15 protein-coding genes and 1 tRNA gene are annotated in these 24,078 nt (G+C 49.9%); 10 read left to right on the forward strand and 6 right to left on the reverse strand.

The features are described from left to right. Positions 1-55: 55 nt before the first annotated feature. Positions 56-131: transfer RNA gene (locus F605_RS0106575), tRNA-Arg, on the reverse strand. A gap of 156 nt (positions 132-287) precedes the next feature. On the opposite strand from F605_RS0106575, the gene F605_RS11060 reads away from it, so the two are divergent. From F605_RS11060 to malQ, 3 genes are all read left to right on the forward strand, one after another. Then, entirely contained in the window at positions 288-977 is a 690-nt protein-coding gene (locus F605_RS11060; RefSeq protein ID WP_022865099.1) for a single-stranded DNA-binding protein, read from the forward strand. Positions 978-1,058: 81 nt separating this feature from the next. Beyond that, the gene (gene ettA, locus F605_RS0106585; RefSeq protein ID WP_027723675.1) at positions 1,059-2,741 is read left to right on the forward strand and encodes an energy-dependent translational throttle protein EttA; all 1,683 of its coding nucleotides are present in this window, start codon (positions 1,059-1,061) and stop codon (positions 2,739-2,741) included. Between the two features lie 46 nt (positions 2,742-2,787). Continuing rightward, the gene (gene malQ, locus F605_RS0106590) at positions 2,788-4,965 is read left to right on the forward strand and encodes a 4-alpha-glucanotransferase (RefSeq protein ID WP_022865101.1); all 2,178 of its coding nucleotides are present in this window, start codon (positions 2,788-2,790) and stop codon (positions 4,963-4,965) included. 26 nt (positions 4,966-4,991) lie between these two features. Here the strand turns inward: malQ and F605_RS0106595 are convergent, their stop codons facing one another. Further along, positions 4,992-5,726 (reverse strand): HAD family hydrolase, encoded by a 735-nt coding sequence (locus F605_RS0106595; RefSeq protein ID WP_022865102.1) that lies wholly within the window; start codon positions 5,724-5,726, stop codon positions 4,992-4,994. A gap of 13 nt (positions 5,727-5,739) precedes the next feature. Continuing rightward, on the reverse strand, positions 5,740-5,970 hold the full coding sequence (locus tag F605_RS0106600; RefSeq protein WP_022865103.1) for a PTS sugar transporter subunit IIB: 231 nt from the start codon (positions 5,968-5,970) through the stop codon (positions 5,740-5,742). 204 nt (positions 5,971-6,174) lie between these two features. On the opposite strand from F605_RS0106600, the gene F605_RS10285 reads away from it, so the two are divergent. The 4 genes from F605_RS10285 (at position 6,175) to F605_RS0106620 (ending at position 18,071) form a co-directional block, all read left to right on the forward strand. Beyond that, positions 6,175-9,366 (forward strand): InlB B-repeat-containing protein, encoded by a 3,192-nt coding sequence (locus F605_RS10285; protein WP_156005321.1) that lies wholly within the window; start codon positions 6,175-6,177, stop codon positions 9,364-9,366. A 419-nt stretch (positions 9,367-9,785) separates the two neighbouring features. Then, on the forward strand, positions 9,786-11,813 hold the full coding sequence (locus tag F605_RS10290) for a VWA domain-containing protein (RefSeq protein WP_022865105.1): 2,028 nt from the start codon (positions 9,786-9,788) through the stop codon (positions 11,811-11,813). A 276-nt stretch (positions 11,814-12,089) separates the two neighbouring features. Continuing rightward, positions 12,090-12,650, forward strand: a complete 561-nt coding sequence (locus F605_RS11560) for a methylated-DNA--[protein]-cysteine S-methyltransferase (RefSeq protein WP_022865106.1) — start codon at positions 12,090-12,092, stop codon at positions 12,648-12,650. Between the two features lie 306 nt (positions 12,651-12,956). Further along, positions 12,957-18,071, forward strand: a complete 5,115-nt coding sequence (locus F605_RS0106620; protein WP_211209987.1) for a leucine-rich repeat protein — start codon at positions 12,957-12,959, stop codon at positions 18,069-18,071. Between the two features lie 381 nt (positions 18,072-18,452). On the opposite strand, the gene F605_RS0106625 is transcribed toward F605_RS0106620, so the two are convergent. Continuing rightward, entirely contained in the window at positions 18,453-19,214 is a 762-nt protein-coding gene (locus F605_RS0106625) for an NADPH-dependent oxidoreductase (RefSeq protein WP_022865108.1), read from the reverse strand. A 138-nt stretch (positions 19,215-19,352) separates the two neighbouring features. Here F605_RS0106625 and F605_RS0106630 point away from each other — a divergent pair, with 138 nt between their 5' ends. The 3 genes from F605_RS0106630 (at position 19,353) to F605_RS0106640 (ending at position 22,300) form a co-directional block, all read left to right on the forward strand. Beyond that, the gene (locus tag F605_RS0106630; protein WP_022865109.1) at positions 19,353-20,909 is read left to right on the forward strand and encodes a class I adenylate-forming enzyme family protein; all 1,557 of its coding nucleotides are present in this window, start codon (positions 19,353-19,355) and stop codon (positions 20,907-20,909) included. A gap of 206 nt (positions 20,910-21,115) precedes the next feature. Beyond that, the gene (locus F605_RS0106635; protein ID WP_022865110.1) at positions 21,116-21,919 is read left to right on the forward strand and encodes a methyltransferase domain-containing protein; all 804 of its coding nucleotides are present in this window, start codon (positions 21,116-21,118) and stop codon (positions 21,917-21,919) included. 33 nt (positions 21,920-21,952) lie between these two features. Then, positions 21,953-22,300: a cupin domain-containing protein gene (locus F605_RS0106640; RefSeq protein ID WP_022865111.1), complete on the forward strand. Its 348-nt coding sequence runs from the start codon at positions 21,953-21,955 to the stop codon at positions 22,298-22,300. A 58-nt stretch (positions 22,301-22,358) separates the two neighbouring features. On the opposite strand, the gene lipA is transcribed toward F605_RS0106640, so the two are convergent. Both lipA and lipB read right to left on the reverse strand, forming a co-directional pair. After that, complete coding sequence (lipA, locus tag F605_RS0106645) at positions 22,359-23,375, reverse strand: lipoyl synthase (RefSeq protein ID WP_022865112.1); 1,017 nt, start codon at positions 23,373-23,375, stop codon at positions 22,359-22,361. Continuing rightward, positions 23,359-24,024 carry a lipoyl(octanoyl) transferase LipB gene (gene lipB, locus F605_RS10295; protein ID WP_051132137.1) on the reverse strand — a complete coding sequence of 222 codons (666 nt, stop codon included), beginning with the start codon at positions 24,022-24,024 and terminating at the stop codon, positions 23,359-23,361. The genes lipA and lipB overlap by 17 nt, the downstream gene beginning before the upstream one ends. Positions 24,025-24,078: the final 54 nt, after the last annotated feature.

Below are 24,078 nucleotides of genomic sequence, written 5' to 3' on the forward strand. Positions count from 1 at the left end.
TTCGGTCTTTGATACTACGCCCTGGGACTTAATGAAGCCCATGTTAGGCGATACTTGGCGCCCCCGACAGGAATCGAACCTGCAACCTCGGGATTAGAAGGCCCTTGCTCTATCCTTTGAGCTACGGGGGCTGGTTGTTCCTCAAGTTTATCGAGAAATCTCTCGGGTGCTAATTCCTTGTCCCCAGGGGCAGATAATCCTCCTTTTTCCTGGTGGCAAAGATTTATTTTTCGAAAATCGCGCGGCGCCTTTGCAACATGGTGAGGTAACCAACACTAGGAGGAATCATGAGCAAAGCAAATATTGAGGTTACCTTTACCGGCTGGGTAGCAACTGCCCCCACTTTTCACCGTCCCGACCCGACTAAACCCGAAAAGGCGCTCAGTACCTTCCGGGTGATGCACACCCCCTTTTCTCGAGATAATCAGGGGAAATGGCAAAAAGGGGAATCACTCGCGGTTCGGGTAAAAGTTTGGGGGTGGGGCGCGCACTATGTCTCCCGCTCGATTCGGGTGGGGGATCCAATTATTGTTTGCGGACGTTTGATCCGCTCTAAATGGCAGGACAAGGAACAGGCTACCCACTATGGGTTAGAGTTAACCGCCTCTTCCTTGGGTCATGACCTGACTATGGGGGAGTCTAACTTTGTGCGGATGGTAGGCGCGCTGCCGAAACGGGGGAACTTCGCTACCCCCAGTAAAGAAGAGGAGGGCTCCCTGGCTGATCCCGAGGGCGAGTTTGAGACCTCCCCGACAGCAAAGTCCGCGGAAACAGCTTCCAAAGAGGCGGAAGCTGCTAGAGCTGAGGGCGATCCGGTAATCGCTGATCCTAACACCGGAGAGATCCTGGCGGCGGGGACAGGAACTACCTCCGGGAACCACCTGCCCGCGCCTTCGGAAGAAAGCGCCGCGGAAAGCACCCTAGACCCGGAAGGGGAATATATTTTAGAGACTACTTTCCGCGGAGAGGCCGCCTAGTCGCGCGGGGGTTCGCTTTGCCTTTTTAACTCCACTATTCTGGGTATTAGAAACAATACCGTCTGGCAGAAAGTGGCAGCAGTGGCAGAATTTATTTACCAAATGATCCACACCCGTAAATCTTTAGGTGACAAGGTCATTTTGGACGATGTAACTATGGCGTTCCTTCCGGGAGCCAAAATCGGCATGGTCGGCCCTAACGGTGCCGGTAAATCCTCGATTCTCAAAATTATGGCGGGTTTGGATGAGCCCTCCAATGGGGAGGCGCGGCTTTCTCCCGGCTACACCGTTGGGATTTTAATGCAGGAGCCAGAATTGGACGATGATCTCACGGTTAAGGAAAACGTGGAGAAGGGAGTAGGCCCGCTAAAAGCCAAACTTGATCGCTTTAACGAGATATCCGCGCAAATGGCAGATCCGGATGCCGATTTTGATTCCCTAATGGAAGAAATGGGGACTCTGCAGACCGAGATTGACGCCGCTGATGGCTGGGACGTGGATTCTCAACTGGAACAGGCGATGGATGCCTTGCGTTGCCCGCCCCCGGAAACTCCGGTGTCGGTGCTGTCTGGTGGGGAGCGACGCCGCGTCGCCCTCTGCCAGTTGCTGCTAAAAGCCCCTGACCTGCTGTTACTAGATGAGCCTACTAACCATTTGGATGCGGAATCTATCCTCTGGCTAGAAAAGCATCTGCACTCTTATAAGGGAGCAGTCATCGCCATCACCCACGACCGTTATTTCTTGGATCATGTGGCGGAATGGATCGCGGAAGTTGATCGTGGGCGTCTGTATCCTTACGAAGGCAACTATTCAACCTATCTTGAAAAGAAACGAGAACGCCTGGAAATCCAGGGGCGCAAGGACGCGAAACTAGCGAAGCGGTTGAAAGAAGAACTGCAGTGGGTGCGTTCTTCAGCCAAAGGGCGGCAAGCGAAATCTAAGGCACGTTTGCAGCGCTATGAAGAAATGCAGGCAGAGGCAAAACGCACCAAGAAGCTGGACTTTGAAGAAATCCAGATTCCGCCCGGACCCCGGCTGGGAAGCGTGGTTTTGCGCGCCGAAAACCTGTGTAAAGGCTTTGGGGAGCGGGAACTAATCAAGGATCTCTCCTTTAGTCTGCCTCCGAACGGAATCGTGGGGATTATTGGTCCCAACGGGGTCGGGAAAACCACTTTATTCAAGACAATTGTGGGGCTAGAGGAACTCGATTCAGGCACCCTCGATATTGGGGAAACCGTCAAAGTCAGTTACGTGGACCAGAACCGCGCCGGGATTGATCCCGATAAGACCTTGTGGGAAGTGGTTTCGGATGGTCTGGACTTCCTGGACGTGGGGGGAGTGACCATTCCTTCGCGTGCCTATGTAGCCTCTTTTGGCTTTAAAGGCCCGGATCAGCAAAAACCGGCCGGGGTGCTTTCTGGTGGGGAACGCAACCGTTTGAACCTGGCGCTTACTTTAAAACAGGGCGGAAACCTGTTGCTGCTCGACGAGCCCACCAACGACCTCGACGTAGAAACCCTGGCCAGCCTGGAAAATGCGCTGCTGGAGTTCCCGGGGTGTGCCGTGGTGATTACCCACGATCGCTGGTTCCTCGACCGAGTAGCGACTCATATCTTAGCCTGGGAGGGGACCGAAGAAAATCCCGCGAACTGGTATTGGTTCGAGGGCAACTTCGAATCCTACGAAAAGAATAAAGTTGATCGTCTGGGAGCAGAGGCAGCGCGGCCGCATCGGGTAACTCACCGCCGTTTGCGCCGCTCCTAGTGGAGACAAAACCCAGATAAACAAGCTACAGGAACAGGGATAGCAAATGAGCGAGAGCCAAGATCAGTTGCAAGAACTGGCGTGCGCCTACGGAGTCGCGATTGACTACTGGGATTATTCCGGGATTCACCGCATAGTTTCCGATGAAACACTGCGCGCAGTCCTCAGGGCCATGGATATTGATGCCGATACGCCTGCGCAAGTGGCGGCCTCGCTAAAAATGGTTGAGGAGCGTCCTTGGCGACGAGTACTTCCCGAATGCATCGTTACTCGCAATGATGACAACTATTGGGTGCGAGTACACGTTCCGCACGGTAAATCCGTAAGCGTGACTATGCATTTTGAGGAGGGCGGGTCCTGGGATTTGCCGCAACTCGATGTGCTAGTGGCGCCCCGGGAAATCAATGGGGTGCTAACCGGAGAAGCCACTTTCAATATCCCTCCGGGGCAACCTTTGGGCTGGCATCGCTTAACCGCGCAGGTCGAGGGGGATGAACGCCCCTATACCTGTCCGGTAGCGGTAACGCCGGCGCGGCTGGGGATGCCTAACCTGCGCGGGGGACGTGCCTGGGGAGCGATGAGTCAGTTTTATGCCAATCCTTCGCGAGATTCTTGGGGAATTGGGGACGCGGCAGATTTAGCTACCATCTGTAAGTGGGTGGCCTCTAAGGGGGCGGATTTCTTACTGATTAACCCGGTGCATGCCTCGCAATTTACCTTCCCCTTAGAAAACTCTCCTTATTTACCCTGTTCGCGTCGCTTCTGGAATCCGATTTATATTCGCCCCGATGCGATTGCGGAATACCAGGAACTATCTGATAAGAAACGTAAAAAAATTGCGGAGCTACGGGAAAAGGCGCAGTCGTCGCTGAGCGAAGCGATGCCAGCTGAGCATCCGGGAGTTTCCGGCTCGGGCGCGCACTTCTTCAGCGGTGATTTAATCAAACGCGATCCCGCTTGGAAGCAGAAACTGGCCGCCCTCGAGATTATTTATCAGGTTCCGCGCTCAGATGAGCGAGAAGCAGATTATCAGCAGTTCTTGGAAGAGCAAGGACCGGCTTTGGAACAGTTTGCAACCTGGTGTGCTTTGACCGAAAAATACGGTTTAGAGCTGCCCGAAAAGTGGCAGAATCCGGATGCTACCCAGTTTGAAAAATGCGGGGAGAAGCTACGAAAGCGAGCCGAATTTTTCAAATGGTTGCAATGGCTTTGCTACCGGCAGCTGCGGCAGGCTCACCAGGTGGCTGTGGAATCGGGTATGAAGATTGGGGTCATGCACGATCTGGCGGTGGGGGTACACCAGTTGGGCGCCGACCACTGGAGTGACCCGGCGGTTTATGCACCGGGGATTTCAGTGGGCGCACCCGCCGATATGTATAACCAGTTGGGACAAAACTGGACGCAGCCTCCCTGGCGCCCAGATCGCCTGGAACAGCAAGCCTACGAGCCTTTGCGGCGCACGGTAGCGGCGGCCGCCAAAATGGGGGGTGCGTTGCGTATCGACCATATTATGGGGCTGCTGCGCCTATGGTGGATTCCGGAAGGAATGCTGCCTAAAGATGGCACCTACGTGCGCTACAACCATCAAGCGATGGTGGGAGTGCTGCTGCTAGAAGCATATCGGAACAACCTGGTGGTAGTGGGCGAAGATTTGGGTACCGTGGAGCCTTGGGTACGCGACTACCTGCGCTATCGGGGGATTCTAGGTACCGGGGTACTGTTCTTTGAATTTGATGCGCCCGACCATTTGGTGCCGCCGGAAGATTATCGGCGCGAACAATTGGCGGCGGTTAATACCCACGATATGCCTCCGGTGGCCGGCTATCTTACTGGTGAAGACCTGCGGATACGAGAATCTCTGGATCTTTTGGATTCTACTCGCGAGGAGGCCGAGGCCAATCAGGAGCGGGTTTTTGGGGCAGTGCGCCGCGCCCTGATTGAACACGCAGGTCTAGCTGAAGATGAACGCGATATGGGCGAGATTATTCGCGCCCTGTACCGCTACGTAGCGGCTACCCCCGCCCAGCTGGTGGTGCTGACCCTGGCCGATGCGGTGCAAGAACAGCTCACTGAGAATCAGCCTGGCACCGAGTTCGAATACCCGAATTGGTGTGTTCCTTTGCGTGATCAAGAGGGAAACACTCGGTTCTTAGAGGATGTTACCGCTGACCAGTTCGCTAATCAGCTTTTGGAGATGCTAGAGGAAGCAGTGCACCCCGCCTAGGGCATTCCGGCTATGTGCGCCGGGAGTCAGTGGGCTTTTTCTTCGCCGAGGTAGGGCAGCAGTTCTTGCAAAGTATCGGTTACTAGGTCGGCTCCTGCTTCTGCTAGCGCTGCTCGCTCTTGGCTGGTGGTAACCGCATAGATTCTGCCGGCTCCGGCCTCGCGCGCCGAGATAACTCCGCTGATGGTATCTTCGATGACGATGCAAGACGACGCGGGTAGCCCCAGGGTTTTTGCTCCCACCAGGTAGGGTTCCGGGTCGGGTTTGCCGGCACGAATATCTTCTTGGCTAATTACTTTCAAGTTAGCGGGGGTATCTAGCAGCCGCGCGGCTAACTGCGCCCACTGTCTCCAGGCGGAGGTGACTAAACATTTTGGCATCTTTAGCTGCATGATTTCGCGAGCCCCAGCAAAGATTCGCGGGGGATCGCGGCGAATATCCACATAAGAGCGGGCTTCTAAACCCAGTTTTTCGGGGTCGAGGCCGCTCCAAGGACCGGGTTCACTTTGGAAGACTTCCGGGCCGGGACGGCCTTTGAAAATCTCCATTTCTTCCTCAGTTATTCGCCATCCTTTCGCATCAAACATGCGCCGATAGGCGGCCAGATGAGTGTGTTCAGAGTCGATCAGGGTGCCGTCCAGGTCGAGCAGTAGTCCTTTAAAATAAGTGTTTCTACCAGGGGTAGGGCTTGCCTGGTCCTCAGCGGGGGAGGATAGGGGCGGAGTTCTGGGGGCGTTAGGGGCGTTTTCGAGAGGATACATACTGTCGGTGATTTTAACGCCGCTTTTCCATTTCGGCAGCTAGTTCATCGGCTACCGGTCCCACTACTACCTGAATAGTATGATCGATTTTTACGATCCCAAAGGCTCCGCAAATAGTTAACGCTTCCTCGTCTACCTTTAGTGGGTCTTTTACCGCTACCCGCAGGCAGGTGGTGCAGGGTTCAATCTCGGTGATATTCTCGGCTCCCCCCAGCCCGGTCACCAGCTGCTCTGCATCTTGCATAGTGCCCTCCCCGCCTCTAAAAACTCTATGAACTTGTCGTGCAGTAGTGAGGTTACCATCAATCTACAAGTAGCTTAGAGGGAATCTAGATGAGCATTGCTCTTACCTGTACTAACGATAAATATGTGTCTAGTGGATTTTCGGTCACAATGATACGCTTATTAAGCAATAGTCATGAGTAACCGCAAGTTACGGGAAGGTCCTATGCTTAACTTCAATAATCAACCTGGCACCTTGTCAGCAGAGAAATCAGGCGGCGCGATTCAGCGGTCTGCCAGTTTCCTTAAGAGACTGCTGGTAGTCACCCTATTTTGTGCCTTGAGCTTCATGCTCTCGGCTCCTTCCTTGGTGCAGGCCGAGGATTTGCAGGAGGGGACGCCGGCAGAGCAACCAAGCACTAATGTGCAGCCGGTAGACACCGCAGCCCCTGCCAAGCTTATAACCAGTGCAGCACCGGAAAACAAGGCGCCTGCCAAAGCGAATACCCAGGCAGGTGATGGCCTGGAGATCGGACCGGAGATTATTGGGCAACCCGTCCGTGCTGCCGCAAATCCGAAAGTTAATCATGTATCTATTGGAGATAAAACCGTTTCTGGAAAATTATCTATGGGATACAACGGGAGGAATAAAAAAAAGCTAGACTTTACAGTTCATGTCATCGTCGATCGTATAGCAGGTGGAAAAGAAGAAAAAACGGTTAAAGTTCTACACACGACCAGAAGTCAGAACTGGACGGTTACTTTAGATAGTGAACTTGCAGAGGGCGATAAAGTCACTGTAAAGCAAGAGTATGGTGGCGAAATTTCTGAAGGTGTCGTTCTGGAAGTTAAGAAAACTTTAGCGGATCAGCATAAAGATGACCTGAAGATGCCGTCTGGAGAAATCTGGATTGAACACCCGAACGCCAACCTTGTAAATAAGGATGAGCAAGCAGAAGCTATTGAAATGCTGAAGAAAGCTAATCCGGACATTGCGAACGACTTTAACCTTGACAAAATTAAATTCTCTATCGATTACACGGACCATGCCTACTACGAAGTGACCTATACCGATGGATCAACCTCCGGAAAAATTGAAGCTCCGGACGTAATAATCAAACAGGTAACGGAAACATCTGTGGCTCCGATAATAGGAAAAGTCCAGGTGACAGACGGCCAGATTATCGTTACATTTGCTAAAGAAGTTGCCCAAGGAACAAAATTTAGTTTTGTCAAACATTTTACCGATGGAGAGGACAGGAATTTTTCCCAAAATGGAAGCTGTATAGTGGACAAATCTGACTCAAAAGAGATGTCTCAAACAGTATCCATTGACGGCAAAAAAGTTACTTTCCCAATTACGGATAAGGTTGACGATTTAAAACTCGGAAGAGAGTTCGGTATCGTTGTCAAAGAGCCACATAAATTCCGTTCTTGCGCGAAGTCTGAGCCGGTAATAACAACCCCCGACAAAGTCGCCGTGAGAGATCCTCACAAATTAACGGATGCCGATAGACAAGCCATCGATAAAGCTATTCGAGATGCCAATACGGTAAATGGCGTATCTAAACTTCCCGATGGAACTGGATTTGTAACCGATCCTGCGTTTATCGAGTTTGATAAAGACGGAAACGTTACAATAATCAGCCCTAATGATGTGGAAACTGATTGGGATAATGACGGCAATCCGATATATGCAAAAAATCCTGATGGAACCTATAAAGTAAACGATGGAGCCAAAGTCACTAAATTCCCTGCTAAAGATCTGGTGAAAAATATTGCACCTAAATCTCCGGCGATTGCGGTAGATACGGATAAGGGTGAAGTAACTATTACCCCACCGGCTTATGAAAACGCAGGTGATGATACCGACTTGGCGTCCTACACCGTCACCTATAAGGATGCTTCAGGAGCGGAAAAAACCGTCACTGCAACTCGAACCGTAGACGAAACTTCCGGTAAGACCACGTGGACATCAGATGGTGCAACGGTTGATGCGAAATCTGGGAAGGTAACCCTGCAGATTAAGGATTTAGCAGTCGGAGCCACCATCACGGCAACCGCAAAGGATAATGGCGGCCTCGAAGGTGACACCGATCCGCTCGATTCAGATCCGGCCAGCGAGACGCTCAAAACTGCCACTGTTAGCTACGATGCCAACAAAGGCACCGGAGAAATGGAAGGCAAGACCGTAAATAAGGGCACTGAGTATGAGATTCTGCCCAATGCTTTTACGGCTCCAGAGAATGAAAAGTTTAAGACCTGGCAGATCGGTACAACCGAACACAAAGCAGGAGAAAAAATCCGAGTTAAGGAAAACACCACTATAAAAGCCATTTGGCAGGACATCGAGGTGACGGTTTCCTATAAAGCTAATGGTGGCAGTAGCAGTATGGATTCTGCGACTATGAAGAAGGGCAGTAAATATACTCTGCTTGAAAGCACCTTCAATGCTCCGGATAATACTCAGGAATTTAAAGCCTGGGAAGTCGACGGTCAGGAAAAAGCGCCAGGCACCGAGATCACCGTTGACAAGGACACCGAAGTAAAAGCCCTCTGGAAGAAGATCAAGGTTAACGTTACCTACGATGGTAACGGTGGTGGAGGCAGCATGACTGCTGCAACTGTGGATAAGGGCAGTGAGTACACGGTGTTGCCTAACGGTTTCACTGCTCCGGATGACACTCAAGAGTTTGATACTTGGAAAGTTAATGGCCAGAGGGTCGCACCTGGTACTGTCATCAAGCCTGACAAGGATACCGTTATCAAAGCTACCTGGAAGAAGATTACTAAGTACAAGGTTACTTTCGATGGCAATGGCGGAACCGGAAAAATGGACGAGGAAACGGTGAAGAAAGGCGGCAGCTTCAAGCTGCCTGCCAGCAAGTTCGAAGCTCCTAAGAATAAAGAGTTCAAAGGCTGGAAGATAGGCGAGAAGGAATACCAGGTCGGTGACGAGATCACCGTCGAAGGTAATACCACTGTCACCGCCATCTGGAAAGACATCGAATACAAGGTTACTTTCGATGGCAATGGCGGAACCGGAAAAATGGACGAGGAAACGGTGAAGAAAGGCGGCAGCTTCAAGCTGCCTGCGAACGGCTTTGCCCCGCCAGCCGGCAAGGAATTCAATGGCTGGCAAATCGACGGTAAAACATACAAGGTGGGCGAGAGCATCACCGTTAATGGTGATGTAACGGTTAAAGCTCTCTGGAAGGACAAGCCAGTTCCTCCCTCGACTACTCCGGGTAAAGACAAGCCTGGTAAACAGGGGAAGTTGCAGCCGCAGAACCCAGCAGCAGGCGGGAACCTGTCGAAGACCGGGGCTAATGGGATGTATTCCCTCTATGGCTCGCTGCTGCTGCTAGCTACCGGTGGGTTATTTGTAATCAGCCGCCGGCGGCGCGCTCAGCGCTAATCCCAGCGAAACCCATAACTAAATAACTAAAAGCCGCTCATAAGCAAACCGCTTATGAGCGGCTTTTAGAATTTTGATGAGCTTTCTGGAAATTTTTAAAAAATACCGTGGTGCCTCGTGTCAATTTGAGCGCGAAAGTTTTTTGGTGCTTCATTGGGTTTGTGGGCGAAGCGGGGGTTAGAGGGTTAGAATAGGAACAAACCCCAGATTAGCTCAAGAAAATATCATGAAAAGATCAACACGCCATGACAACACTGACACAATCATTGGCAGACAGACAGCATAGTTCTGCTTATTTATAAATAGCTTTTTAGAATAGGCAATGCTAGATACCTGATAGGAAGGTATGTGGTGTTGAATAGTTTTAAACATTTTTCAAATCAGCAAAAAATTTTTAGCCTTCGACAAGAAGAAAAAAGATGAAATCATTAGTAAAAAAGATAACGAATCTATTGGTAGCCACATTAGTAACATTTGGCGTAATGAATGGCACTACGCAGGCGTTTGCTGATGATACCGTCGCAACAGGTCAACATGAAGCTTTAGCGAAAAACAATAAAACCGCTACGAAACTCGATAGTCAGTTAACAACAAACATTTCCTTGTCATTCCCAGGTAAAGAGGATGTGCTTGCGCAGGATGTAGTATTTGTGCTGGATAAGAGTGGCGCAAGTGATGAGAAGGATATACATGCTCAAGCACGGCAGTTTTTAACTGATATTAAGCAGCAGGCAGACGAAAAAGGTTTAAACATCAAAGTAGGTATTGTTAATTTTTATTACGCCGGCAAAATTCATCAAGAGCTTACTGATGTGGTGAAAAACTATGATGATATACAGAAGAAATTAAAATCATCTGTACTTGGGTTTGGCACGAATATGCATGCTGGTCTTCTGGCAGCGAAGAAAATGTTAGATGAAGATGCCACGGTTGCTGCTAAGAACAAACATATAATTTTAATTAGTGATGGGGCTACGTACCTTTATTCAAAAAATAATGATTTTAAAACAGCCTACACACGTTCCTTTAATCCGACGAAACAAAAAGATCCAAGTAAATATGGTGATAAGCGAGATTTGCAAGGTGGCATTTGGGAGTATCAAAGCCGCGAATACAATCTGAAAAATGATTGGAAGAAGTTTGAAGGTACTGATGTGAACTTCATCTTTTCATATGCCATGGGTGGTGCCTGGCCGTGGGATACAAATAAACCGGAAAACAAGGATAAACCTAAGCCAAGTATTAAATACCTTGGCGAATATCTCGATTTCTATCGCCAACAAGAGCAAGATACAAGCAAAAACTGGGCACAATATGACTATGCTTATACTTTCTTTTCTCGTAAAAAAGGTGGAGGAAGCAGGGGCATTGTAGTTCCAATCGAAAATAACGCTCCAGCGAATATCGATATTGCATTCATCAAAGCTGATGAAGTCTTCCAAGAGATGGTAAATGCTGGATATCAAATGAACGTGTACTACAAGAATAAGGCTGATTTTAATGGCTCTCTATTCTTGAAGTACCTCGCGCGTAAATCCAATAATGGTGAACTTAATACCAATTTTGAGCAGCTTAAGAAGGAAGTACTCGAAAAAGTATCTAAGGGTTCCACGGTTGGCGACTATGTAGGAAAAGATTTCGATTTCGTTAATAACGATAAAGAATTGAGCCTCAAGGTTGCTGATGAAACCTTAAACGCTGAAAAAATTACAGACACAACTCTTGGTAAAGACGATGCCCACTTTGGTTTTGGTAAAAAGGCAGACGGTACTTATAGCTTTGAGCTGATCTACAAGAAGGCAGATGCTCAAGACGGCAACAAAGAAAAGCTAATCCTGAAGATCAACGAGACGGTGTATCCAAAAACGGCGGTAACGCTTAATTACAAGGAAAAGCTGGTGAACGTGCCCACCCAAGCTGGTACTCACGTACTTAATACCAACGAGAGTGCAACTTTGAAGCCAGTGGATGCCAATGGTAAGAACGGCGATGCGGTAGATTTCCCAGTTCCACAAGTGGAATACGTTGCGAAGGTTACGAACAGTACGGTCACCTTCATGAATGGCACGAAGAATTATGCATCCGCAAAGGTAGAGACTGGTAAGGCTATCGATACCGATGTCTTGACTGACCAATCTATGCCACAGGATCCAATGAAGGCTGGTTACGCCTTCAAAGAGTGGAATACCAAGGAAGATGGTACGGGGACAGCATTTACCGGGGATACTATCGTAAATAGTGATATCACTGTATATGCTATTTACACGAAGAAGCCTGATTCGGTAACTGAAAAAAAGATTCCAAATGCTTCTGTAAAGAATCCTGGTGCACTTCCTAACACAGGTGAATCAATCACCCTTCCGTTATCGCTAACTGCGTTATGCCTTGTGATTACCGGTTTAGGAATCCTTATGAGAAAGAGGGCAATGGAAGAAAACAATAAGTAGGAAACTGCTTGTTTATTAGTGAAGCCTCTTAGGGGTTGTGGACGGAAGCGTCGATGACGGTCTTACCGGAGTTTTCTCCTATGGTTCTCCGGTAGACCAAATAAAAGATAATGGCCTGATGCGAAGATAAGGACATACTTTCGCATAATTGTGTCAAAATCAGGACATAACCGCTAAGTGCGCACTTTTCGCGCCTTTATGGTTTTGAGAAAAAGATTTTTTAGACCGGTATGAAGCACTTTTCGGGCAGTTAAAGCGAGGAATCTAGGAGGGGCTTTGAGGAAGAAGGATACGGACACCTATATCCAGTTCTATGATTCCCCGCTGGGCGAGCTTGCCATGCGCAGCGATGGCAGTGCGCTGATTGGGTTAGGTCTAGCATCACAGCAGGCCGCCGGGGCAGCTCATGCGGGCAACCGCCGCCCGGAAAAATCTTTGCCGATATTCCAAGAAACCTCTCGTTGGTTAGATACCTATTTTCGAGGACGCGCGCCCTCCTTTACCCCAAAGCTAAAGCTCTCGGGTTCGGACTTTCAACAAAGGGTTTGCGAAATTATGCTCACCATCCCCTTCGGGGAAACCGTTACCTATGGGGAGATTGCTGCCCGGATCGCGCGGGAGAGAGGAATCCCCCGCATGTCGGCGCAGGCGGTTGGGGGAGCAGTAGGAGCAAATCCGATTCTGATAATTGTTCCTTGCCACCGAGTGATCGGCGCGGGCGGTAACCTCACCGGCTATGGCGCCGGGATGGAGCGAAAAATCCAGCTGCTGAGGCTAGAAAAAGTCGATAAGAAAAATCTATTTATGCCGAAAGAAAAGCCGGCAGCAAAGAAATAGCCGCTACCAAAGAATCCGCGCCCTCGCCCCTAAATAAAATAGGTGTTTCGCAGGCAGCCCCACATGGCTACCTCAAGCCTGGGTATTATCTACACTTAGCCTTTAGCGGGACTGGAGGGCGAGGTCGAAGCCCCGGGCGCGCACAATAGGAACTTTTCGAGATTTATCCTGATGCGGATATGTGCAGGCGGGAAAATAAGTTTTGAGTAATGTTAATGAACTTGTTAGGGTGACCTTTGTTAGTCTGTCCTTACTAAAATTAAGCGAGTTGTAGTGAAACAAGAACTTAACCCCGCACGGAAAGTGTTGGCCCTGTTGCTGACAGTCTTCCTGGTGTTTACAGGGGCGATTATCGATGGCGCTAAGGCATCTGCATTAGAAAGTTCCTCGCAGATAACAATAAAAGCAAAAAACAAAATAGATTCAACAATTGCTGCCAACCAAGATGGATTAGTGGACGTTTTAGTTACGTTCCAAGATGATGTCCCGGATAGAAGGCTGGGGGAAGCCAAACGCTTGTTAGGCTCCCAAGCTTCTCCGGCGGCTATCTCGTTAAAAGCAGCACAGCTGCGTGCGCAAGCAGCGCAAAAATCAGCACAGGCGTTCTTAGCTGATAATCCTAAAGTTAAAAAATATGAGTCTTTAGAGATAGCCAATACTATCCGGGTAGTAGGTAAACAAGAAATATTGCAAGGGCTATCAAAGCTCTCACCGGTGGTGAGCATTACCCCAAATAGAATGGCGCAAATGATTGTGCCGGCTAAAACCAGTCAAGCCGTAGGAGGGAGTTCTCGTAGTGCGGCCATTAACCCAGAAGAAGAAATAGAAGCCAATTTACGGGCTATTCGTGTTAATAAAGTTTGGACAGAAAAAAACATTACCGGTTCCGGAATTACTGTTGGTCTAATTGATCAAGGGGTCGATTATCAGCATCCCGCATTGCGCAGTCACTTTCGCGGCTTCGATGCCAAGACAGGAAAGTTTATTTTAAAGGGAAACTACATAGATTTTGTAGGCAGCGGAAAAACTGACAATCATGGGACTCACGTTGCGGGAATCATGGTGGGATCCGAGACGCGTAAAACGGGTAATAAAACAGTTGAAGTGAATCGAATCGGAGTAGCTCCTGGGGCAAAATTTATTGCTGCCCGTGCTTTCCGTGATGGGGTAGGTGGAAGTAACGCCAATATTATCAAGGCGTGCCAGTGGATGCTTGCGCCGGGAGGGGACAGCGCGAAAGCCCCTCGGATTATTAATCAAAGCTGGTCGGATGGAAGTAATAAAGCGGATCCATGGCTGGAAGAAGTATCTAAAACTATTCGTGAAGCTGGGATTTTGAATGTTTTTAGTGCTGGAAATAACGGGGCAGTAAAAGCGGCTCCTGGTTCGGTAGATAATCCTGGTTCTATGCCGGGAGTGCTAAGCGTGGGAGCCGTTAATAACACTGGGATACTGGCAGACTTTTCCCGTCGCGGGCCAAGCCAATGGAAAAATGCTGGAATAAAACCCGATTTGGTTGCTCCTGGCGTGCAGATTCGCTCGGCTTTACCGGGAGGAAAATATGCCTCCTGGGATGGCACCAGCGGCGCTGCTCCCCACGTATCAGGTTTAGCAGCCTTGGTTTTACAAGCTAATCCCCAGCTATCGGTAAATGAGTTAGAAGCTGTTTTGAAATCTAATACTCGTAATGGAACTGATGATGAATATCCACAAACCCCAAACTATGGGTATGGGTATGGAGTGATAGATGCGTATGATGCTGTGCAATCAGCTCTACAAAAAGCAGGAAGAATTCCGGCCGGCGAAAAGCTTGGGAGCCTCAGTGGTACGGTGAGTGCCGCAACTACAGTAAATACCAAGCTACCGGCGATAATACAGCTACCTAAACGGGCGTATGTAAGTCGAAAACTACCCGCGTTAGTCAATCTGCAAGAGCCAAATAAATGTAGAAGTATTTCTCTATTACTCACCAAAGACGGAGAAGAAATAGCTCGAGAAAAACTGGCTATAAGCAGTGCTAATAATGAAAAATCCTACGAAATTTCCATACCTGCGGAAAAAATAACAGCACCGGGAAATTACGAAATTAAAGTTCAAGTAGAGACTACCAGCAATAGAATTTACGAAACATCCAAAGCCTCGGTGCAGGTGCAGGCGGCAATCCTTCCGGGTAGCTACTTTAATGATTTTGAAAAGTTATCGACTGGAATAGATATGGAAGGAGATTTCCGGGTATCCACCGTAAATTTGCAGACAGATCCACGTCCGGTCACCGGAGAAAGAATTTTGGGGCTTAATCCCAATCAGCATGGTATGGGTACAGCGGAACAGTCAACCTTCCAACTGCCCAGAATTGATCTAACTACGGTAGTACCCAGCGATAAGGTGGAGCTAGTCTTCCAAGAAAATGCTAGTTGGGCTGGCGGGGTAATTGGTTTCCAAGCTGTTAGTGTCCCCAAAGCGCCTGGCGAAAAAGCAGAAGGGCTATTTAACTATCCCACCGAGCTAAAACAAGAAGGATGGGTAGAGCGGCGTGTCGATCTTTCAAAATTTGCGGGTAAAACCATCGATTTATTTGCTTTCAGCCTTAATAAGGGGGGAGTAAGTGGAGACGGTTGGTCGATTGACAACCTTTCTTTGCTTTTAAATGGGAAAGGAGAGAGTACTAATACCGATCCCGTTCCACACACAGTTTTACAGTTGAATCTGAAAGGTGAAGATTCTTCGGGATACGAAGCACTCGCAGCAGCAATTGAAATACCGCAGCTAGGGTTAAAGCTATTAGCAGATGAAAAAAGCGGAAAATATAGTATCCCTAAGATTCCTGCCGGAACATATGATGTCTATATTGGGCATTCAGGATACGCAACGCAAAAACATTCGGTCAAGGTGCAGCCGGATAAAGATCTCAAACTAGATGTGATTCTTGAAAAAGAAAAACCTGGTGGCGCGGAAGAACCGGAAACAGAAAATTTGCAAAATTCAGTTCCTCCCACAGACAAACAAGTCGGTCGCCGGGAGATAGCTTATGACAATAATAATCCGTTAGCCGGAGGGATCTTACATTCAAAGGTAGGACGAGGAGTCGCGATAGATGTTAACGGAGGAGATCATACTCAGCTGCGAAAAGTTCACATTTTTGGAGCGGGAAATAATCCTTACCTGCAAGCAGGGCAAATGAGATTATCTGTAAAATCAATCAATTCGCTTGGCCGCGTAATTGATGTGGTTAAACCGCGCCTAATAAAAATAGTTCCTGGAAAATGGAATGAAATAAATCTTGTTTCAGATAAAATCGCGGGAAACCGCCAGCTGTATATTACGGTAGAACAAGTTTCCCTCAGCGGAAATACTCCTGCTGTGGCTTTGGATTCTTCAGTGAGGCCAAAAACCGGGGCAGTTCAACATGCTTATTTGTACACTGGGGAATTCCTGCCTTTAATAAGCGGTGGTTACTTTGGGGTACCAATGATTAGAGCAGAATTTGGTACAACCGATCGTAACGATAAAGCTGTTAGTCCGGTTCAGCCCAAATTTGCCTCAGAGGTGAGCTTAACCCCAGTAGCTGATGCGTTAGTCTCCGATGAACAGAAACCAAAGGATCTGCTAACTATTGGCGACTGGGAAATCAGCCCCTCTCGCGGCATGATTACTAAGTGGCTCAAATTAAAAGAGTTCTTAGAAAAGCCCTCTGAACAGCAAAATCTAGAGATTCCCGAAGTAATCGGCGGCGTAAAAATCACTAGTATTGGAGCTGGAGTTTTCAAGAATCCTACTTGGGGGATAAAAAACGTAGCTAAAGTACAAATTCCTGAAGGGGTTACTGAAGTTAACTCTGAGGCATTCTATAACCTAGGAATTAAAGAACTTAAGTTACCGAGTAGTCTGGAACGGATATATAGTAGCGCCTTTCAAAACCTGCGTGTTACACAGTTGGAACTGCCAGATAATTTGCGCCATATCGGGGATAACGCCTTTGCCTATTGTCGTAAACTTAAAGAATTGAAAATACCTAATAGCGTGGAATATCTGGGCAGGGCAGCATTCGAAGAAGCTGAAAGCTTAACGCTATTGAAATTGCCGAATAATCCTAAGTTTACTGAAATAGCTACGATGGCCTTCCAAAATGCCGAAAAGCTTAAGCAGGTAGAAATACCGGAGTCGGTGAAAATAATTAAGCCTAACGCCTTTGCACGACCTTTCGCATTTGATCGCGGGGGAATTGAGCATCTGAAACTACCTGAAGGTCTAGAGTCTATTGAAAATAATGCTTTCATTGGCAACTCTCTCAGTCAGTTGAGAATTCCAGATTCAGTGCAGGAAGTGGCGGAATCTGCTTTTGAAGGAAACCAAATAGAGAGCTTAATCTTTGGGGCAGAATTGAAAAAACTTGGGGCAAGTTCCTTCGAAGGTAACTCGTTAAAGAAAGTAGTATTCACCGAAAAAATTCAGACAGTGGGGAGACGGGCGTTTGCCGACAATCCACTCGAAATGGTTCGTTTGAATCGTACGATTAAGCCTTATGATAAAAACCAGAAAATAGGTTTGCATGAATACGCCTTACCGAATGCCATAGGAAGCTTGGAAATCTATCGCGATGACCAGGTTAATAAACAAATTAAGGAATCCTTGACCCGCGATGATGGCACGTTGCCTGAAATTAAAGTTGTGTCGGATACGGAAAATCAGTTTGAAGATAAAACTTCCAAAATAGTCGGAAAGATTATTGCTCTTAATGCTGGTAAAGCCTCCAAGATGATGGCGGAGGAACTACCCCAGACGGAATCGATACTAGCTTCTCTTAATAGGCAACTGCAGGACAATCCTTATCAAAGGTTGGAAGTTAAACATCTGCTGCAAGTTGATTTGCTAGACGATGAGAAAGAATCTGTTCCTTGGCAAGGTACTTTGAAAGTCAAGTTACCTTTGGAAGAAGATAGCTCAGTTTCAATCTACACCCGACCGTTGGGTAGCAAAGGGAATTGGACCTTACGGACGGTTGACTATTCTCAGACGGGTTTTGCTGTCATAGATCTGTCAACTGCGAGTGAAATAGCAGTGGTGAAAATTGCTCTTAAGATGCTGGATCTCCCGGGAATAATAGACTATGGTTTCTTGGCTCCCTGGATGTCTCCCTATAAGGCGCCACTGCCGATAGATCCACACCCGGGTGCCTCTAATAATGAGGGTGAAAATAATGCTAGTCCCGGCAATGGCAGTATTTTAGAAAAAGCGGGGCTCAAAGAAGGATCTACTGGGGGCAACGAAAGTAATAAACGAGAAACTAGTAATAAACGAGGCAATAGTTTAGTTAATACCGGTACTTTCACCGATTTGTTGGCATTGTCATTGGGGAGCATGTTGTGCTTTATCGCGGGTGGAGCGTTGCTTATGAGACGAAGGGAGAAAAACCTCCGCTAATTTGTCCCCTCTGTTACAAACGGTAGGCAGTTGCAGTGATAAATACCCCGCATTTGCGCCTGATGGTTCATATATCTTGTGAACCTGGGCGTAAGCGGTAGGGGAGACTGCCAGCTGGAACGACTGGTTGTGACCAGCGTTGGCTAATAGATGGAGAGGACTTGCTATTAATACTGGCAAAACAGATTTAGGAACCTAATCATTCTGAAAACCGCGCCCTCACCCCGAGCAACAAGATATGCTTGACCGGCTAGTTTATTCTGTTAATTACACTAGAATTGCCTGGTAATTGGGGTGAGGGCGTGGTCGCGAATTACCATGCGCTCTAATGTAGTGCGTTAAATGCGTGCCTCGAGATCCGGGAGAGGGGGCAGTTAGCCTTTAGCGAGGCTGGAGGGCGAGGTCGAAACCTTGGGCGCGCACCGTATTTAGCATTCCGCGTCGCAGGGGCGCGTCCCGCAACATAATCCGAGTGAGGTTATCGGTGAAAGTATCTGAGCGTTTGCCGTGTGCCCGAGTGTCATAGTAGGTAGTCATTTCCTGGTCATAATCAGCGAACTGCTCCAGATAGGAGCCTTCAAAGCAGTTATAGGAGTCTTCGAACATGCGCAGCTCCATCGGCATCCGCGGCTTTAATTGCGGCTGTTGTCCCGGGTAGCCAAACATTACCCCCAGGGCGGGGAAAGTCAGTTTCGGTAGTTGCAAAATCTCAATCATCCGCGCCGGGTCATTCAAGATCGACCCTAAGAAACAGGTACCTAACCCCAGGGATTCGGCGGCATTCACCAAGTTTTGCGCCATCAGTACCGCATCGGTAACGCCTTGGAAAAAGCCGTCCATGCCGCGCACACAGTTATTGTTTTCGCCTTTTTCCTCCACAATCCGGTAAGAACGGTACAAGTCAGTAAGGAAAATCCACAGCTGGGGAGCATCGGCAATATAGTCCTGCTGGCAAAGCTGGGAGATTTCCCGCTTCTTTTTGGGATCATTGACCTGAATAATCGAAGCCATTTGCACCCCACAGGAGGTAGCGGTGCGCCGGGTAGCCTCTTTTAACTGCGCTAATACCTCTGGCGAGATTGGTTGAGCATCAAACCGCCGCACCGAGCGGTGTGCCAACTGGTTCTCAATAGTTTCAGACATGAGTTCTCCTAAAATCCTCGCCTACCTTCGCGACCGGGGCTACCGGTTTCCTTGCCGCTAAGTTTAACCTACCTGCTGGTTAACTCGCAGAGGTGACCGGGTGGGTAATATAGCCGAGGACGCTAAACGGGGGAAGTCATGATTAGACCGATACGAAACTTTCAAAGAGCCGCGATTGACCATCCCCATGCCCAAAGCCTGGCCGGTCCCCGGGGGCGTTTTTCTGTCGCCGACACCTGGTCGCTGTCGCAACATTTATTGGTTTACCTGCAAGAACGTGGGGTAGTGAGCGGAGATCGGGTAGCGATTTGTAGCGCGAACAGCGAATATCACCTGTTGCTGTGGATTGCGTGCGACCAGCTAGGGGCGGTGTTCGTTCCCCTGGCTAAAGCCGCCGCGCCTGCTGATTTACGAGCGATGGTGGCCGACTGCGCCCCGCGTCTACTCTTTAGCGACCAAAAAGGGGATCTTCCGTTAGATAACTCTGACTCCGCTGTCGCAGAAACAGCGTCCTCCTCGGGGGGCGCCCTCGGAAAAGCGCAGGTTATAAACCTGGATCAGCTGCATGAACAGCTCTTGGCTGCCCATAGGAAACAGCCGTTTCCTCCCGGGGAACTAGCCGGCGAGATTGCTCCGGTAGCCGAGGGATCCCTAGCGGCGATCATCTATACTTCCGGGACTTCTGGGCGTCCCTTGGGGGTGGAACACTCCCGGGAAACCATGTATTGGGCATGGGCGAACTATCGTGACGCCTTCGATTACCGTAACTCGGATACCGGGTTGGCGCTGGCGCCCTTGTCCCATATCGGCGGGTTTAATGGCACCACCAACGATATTTTTTGTCACGGCGGCAAAATAGTAGTGATCGCGGGCTTTTCTCCGCTAGCCGCTGCCCGGATTATTCGCGAAGAACAAGTTACCATCGGGTTCGCGGTTCCCACCATGTTCACCGGGATGCTAGATGCCCTGGCGCAAGAGGCGGGGGAGGAACTCACGGAAAATCCCTTCCCGCATTGGCGCCGTCCCCTAATCGGAGGCGCGCCCCTACCGGCAGCCCTAGCGCGGCGGATGGAAAAACTACAGCTGCGTCCCATCCAGGTGTGGGGGATGACCGAAACCGGAGGGGCTGGTTGTTACCTGGGAATAAACGAATCCTTAGCGCACCCCGAGGCCGCTGGTCGTCCCTTCACTTATTCCCAAGTGGCGGTGCGCGATGCGGACGGCAAGGTGCTACCCGCAGGTAGCCAAGGGCAAGTAACCATCAGTGGTCCGCACGTATGCAAAACCAACTATCCGGGCAAAGCCATGAGCGCTATCGAGGGGCAGATCGAAACCGGCGATATTGGCTATATCGGTGAAGACGGATTGCTGCGCTTATCCGGGCGGGCAAGCGACGTAATCATTAGCGGCGGGGAACACGTGTTCCCCGCGCAGGTAGAGGACGCGCTCTCAACTTTCCCCGGTATCGGGCAGGTCGCGGTGATCGGCCTGGAGGACGAGTATTGGGGACAACGAGTCTGTGCAGTAGTTACCGGAACCGCTACCCTCGAGGATCTTAAACCCTTCCTAACAGGTAAACTAGCCGCCTACAAGATTCCCAAGCAAATAATCCAAGTGAGCGCGCTGCCTCTAAACAGCGCCGGAAAACTATCTCGCCAAACCCTCCGCCAGTCACTAGCAGCTCGCGGGGAATAAGTTTTCCCTCCCGCCCAAGAATTCGGAAAAACCGCAGGCATTTTCCGGATTTCGGGGAGTGAGGTAAAAACTGCCTCCAACGTTCCTTTCGTATCTCCAAACGTTATTTAAGTCCCAAGAAAACTGTGGTGCTTAAGTGTAGCTGCTATCAATCCAATAGCCGCTAATGATTGACTTAGGCTTGCCTTAGTTATTAGGATTTTGGTATGGAAAATACGTCTTCGTTGCCTCAATCTGATCGTTCAACCAGTACCGCTGCCGGATATTGGGTGCTCGCTCGTGCCGGTAAGCGAGTGCTTCGTCCTGGCGGGTTGAAGCTGACGAAACGGATGTTGAGTGCAGCCAATATGCAGGGAAAGAAAATCGTGGAGTTCGCGCCAGGGCTGGGTCGTACCGCACAATTAATCGTGAGCGAAGGCGTAGCCTCTTATGTTGGTGTCGATCAGGATCCGGCGGCAGTCGCCCGGGTGGAAGCCATCGTCAAACCCCACGGCGGAACGGTTATTAATGCTAAAGCGCAAGAGACCGGGTTGAGTAGTGAAAGCGCTGAGGTAGTGGTGGGGGAAGCGATGCTGACTATGCAAGGTGAAAAAGCCAAAGCCGAAATAGCTGCCGAGGCATTCCGCCTCCTCAAACCCGGGGGTCGTTACGCCATCCACGAGCTAGGGCTCACCCCAAATGATATCGACCCAGAGTTGGCTGACGGGTTACGCAAGCAATTAGCCCGCACGATTCGAGCTAATGCGCGTCCGCTGACCGAGAATGAATGGCGTGCGGTACTCACGAATGCGGGTTTTGAGGTGGAATGGAGAGGTTTTGCACCGATGGCGTCACTATCGCTCAGGCGTAACCTGGCTGATGAAGGCCTCTTGGGGGTAGCCCGGATTATCCGTAACCTAATCCGGGATAAAGACCTACGAGCCCGGGTTCTTCAGATGCGATCCACTTTCAACAAATACCGCGACCACCTGACCGGAATCGCGATAGTAGCTAAGAAGCCATCCGAGTAATTTATCTCCTTAATCACCTGAAAGGTAACCTTCATGAACGCTGAAACTCCAGCATCCCCAGCCCTAGGTTTTATCAACAATCTAGCTAATGAAATCGAGTACGCGGCAGGCTCAACTGTCTCAAAAACTTTGCTGCGCGCAGAGGGCGTCAACGTTGTGCTATTTTCCTTCGATGCCGGCGAGGAGCTTTCCGAGCATACGGCTGCAATGCCGGTGCTTGTCGAAACTTTAGAAGGTGAGCTTGAAATTACCGCCGAGGGTAAAACAGTAACCCTACTACCTGGTGGGTTAGTACATTTCACCACCCGATTACCGCATGCCGTTAAAGCCATCAAGCCATCAAAAATGGTGCTCTACATGATGGCAAGACCGCAAAACTAATCTCGACGGATGAGAGTCGCAGGGAGGAAAAACTTACTCCCTGCGCTATCCACGCATATTAGGAAGTACGGGACGCTAGCAGGGCGGAAGCTTCTTGGCGCGCGGTGCCTTCCTCACCAAGTTGCGCAAGATTAGCGGGAAGCTCCCGGCCTTTCGCCTGCATGGCGCGCGCCCACAGCCGCCCGGCCCGGTAGGAAGAACGTACCAAGGGGCCGGCCATTACTGCCGAAAAGCCCAGGCTATAGGCGTATTTTGACAGTTCCACGAATTCGGTGGGTTTGACCCAGCGATCAATGGGGTGATGCAGGGGGGAGGGACGCAAGTATTGGGTGATGGTCATAATATCGACTTTGGCATCCCTTAGAGCGCGCAGGGCGGCCTCGATTTCCTCGCGAGTTTCTCCCATCCCTAAAATCAGGTTCGATTTGGTGATCAAACCGGCATTGGAGGCGGCCTCTAATACTTGCAGGGAACGCTCGTAGCGGAAGGCGGGGCGAATCTGCCGGAAAATCCGGGGTACGGTTTCCAGGTTGTGTCCGAATACTTCGGGACGGGATGAGAACACTTCCTCTAGGGCGCCGATGTGTCCTCGAAAGTCATCTACCAGCAGTTCTACCCCAGTATTGGGGGATTTAGCGTGAATCTGGCGCGCGGTTTCCGCATACAGCCAGGAGGCGCCATCGGGTAGGTCATCGCGGGAAACTCCAGTGACCGTCGCGTACCGGAGCCCTAGTTCGGCGACCGAGTCCGCGACTCGGCTCGGTTCCTCCCGGTCATATTCGCCGGGGCGTCCGGTGGCAATATCGCAAAAGTCGCAGCGGCGGGTACAGACCGCGCCGCCAATCAAGAAGGTGGCTTCCCGATCCTGCCAACATTCATAGATATTGGGACAATTGGCTTCCGCACACACCGTGTTTAGCCCGGAACGGCGCACCAGGTGCCGCATATCCATATAGTTCTTACCCGAAACTACCTTAGTTTTTATCCACTCGGGCTTATCTTCGATGGGGCTGAGGGCGTTCCGTGCCTCTACCCGCAATAGTTTGCGCTCGCCCACTTCAGGAAGTGTAGACATCTTCGCCCTCTCGCTCGTTTTCTTCACCTCTAAAGTAAGGGGTGTCTAAGTTGCGCTGCAACCCGGCGATTACGGGTTCGCGCATAGAAGCCACAGTTTCGCTGCATCCTTGTTCACTCATGGAAGTTACCCAAGCATCGGCCAGGCCACAGGGAATGATCCGAGCGAAATCACTAAAAGTAGGATTCACGTTGAGGGCGAAACCGTGCATGGATGCACCCCGCGCAGTGTGAATCCCGATGGCGGCAATCTTTTTATCAATTTCCCCGGGTTTTAACACCCAAGCACCTGCCCGTCCCTTGATCCGCTGCGCCTGAATCCCATAGGGCTCTAGGGTGTCGATTACTACCTGTTCCACGGCGCGAATAAAGCGAATAACATCTAGAGGCTGCGGCAGTTTCACAATCGGGTAGCAAACCAGTTGCCCCGGGCCATGCCAAGTTACCGAACCACCCCGATTTACCTCGATTACCGGCACATCTTTATTAGGTACATCTTCCGGTTTGGTGTTGCGTCCCACCGTGAAAGTGGGGGAGTACTGCACTAAGAGCGCCGTGTTTTCTCTCGTTCCCGCTGCTACCTCGCCGTGTATCTGTTTATGCAGTTTATCCAGGGTGCGATAGTCCTGCAGTTGCCCGGTTAAATCCATTATTTGCACGCCTACAGCCTACCTGCTTTATCCGCTGTCTAGAGGGCGGGAGCG

It is taken from the genome of Varibaculum cambriense DSM 15806, from assembly GCF_000420065.1.
In the GTDB taxonomy this organism is placed as follows: Bacteria; Actinomycetota; Actinomycetes; order Actinomycetales; family Actinomycetaceae; genus Varibaculum; species Varibaculum cambriense.

Coding starts and splice junctions, on each gene's coding strand:
- F605_RS11060 (WP_022865099.1), top strand. CDS start 288: ATGAGCAAAGCAAATATTGAGGTTACCTTTACCGGCTGGGTAGCAACT.
- malQ (WP_022865101.1), top strand. CDS start 2,788: ATGAGCGAGAGCCAAGATCAGTTGCAAGAACTGGCGTGCGCCTACGGA.
- F605_RS0106595 (WP_022865102.1), bottom strand. CDS start 5,726: ATGTATCCTCTCGAAAACGCCCCTAACGCCCCCAGAACTCCGCCCCTA.
- F605_RS0106600 (WP_022865103.1), bottom strand. CDS start 5,970: ATGCAAGATGCAGAGCAGCTGGTGACCGGGCTGGGGGGAGCCGAGAAT.
- F605_RS10285 (WP_156005321.1), top strand. CDS start 6,175: ATGCTTAACTTCAATAATCAACCTGGCACCTTGTCAGCAGAGAAATCA.
- F605_RS10290 (WP_022865105.1), top strand. CDS start 9,786: ATGAAATCATTAGTAAAAAAGATAACGAATCTATTGGTAGCCACATTA.
- F605_RS0106625 (WP_022865108.1), bottom strand. CDS start 19,214: ATGTCTGAAACTATTGAGAACCAGTTGGCACACCGCTCGGTGCGGCGG.
- F605_RS0106630 (WP_022865109.1), top strand. CDS start 19,353: ATGATTAGACCGATACGAAACTTTCAAAGAGCCGCGATTGACCATCCC.
- F605_RS0106635 (WP_022865110.1), top strand. CDS start 21,116: ATGGAAAATACGTCTTCGTTGCCTCAATCTGATCGTTCAACCAGTACC.
- F605_RS0106640 (WP_022865111.1), top strand. CDS start 21,953: ATGAACGCTGAAACTCCAGCATCCCCAGCCCTAGGTTTTATCAACAAT.
- lipA (WP_022865112.1), bottom strand. CDS start 23,375: ATGTCTACACTTCCTGAAGTGGGCGAGCGCAAACTATTGCGGGTAGAG.
- lipB (WP_051132137.1), bottom strand. CDS start 24,024: ATGGATTTAACCGGGCAACTGCAGGACTATCGCACCCTGGATAAACTG.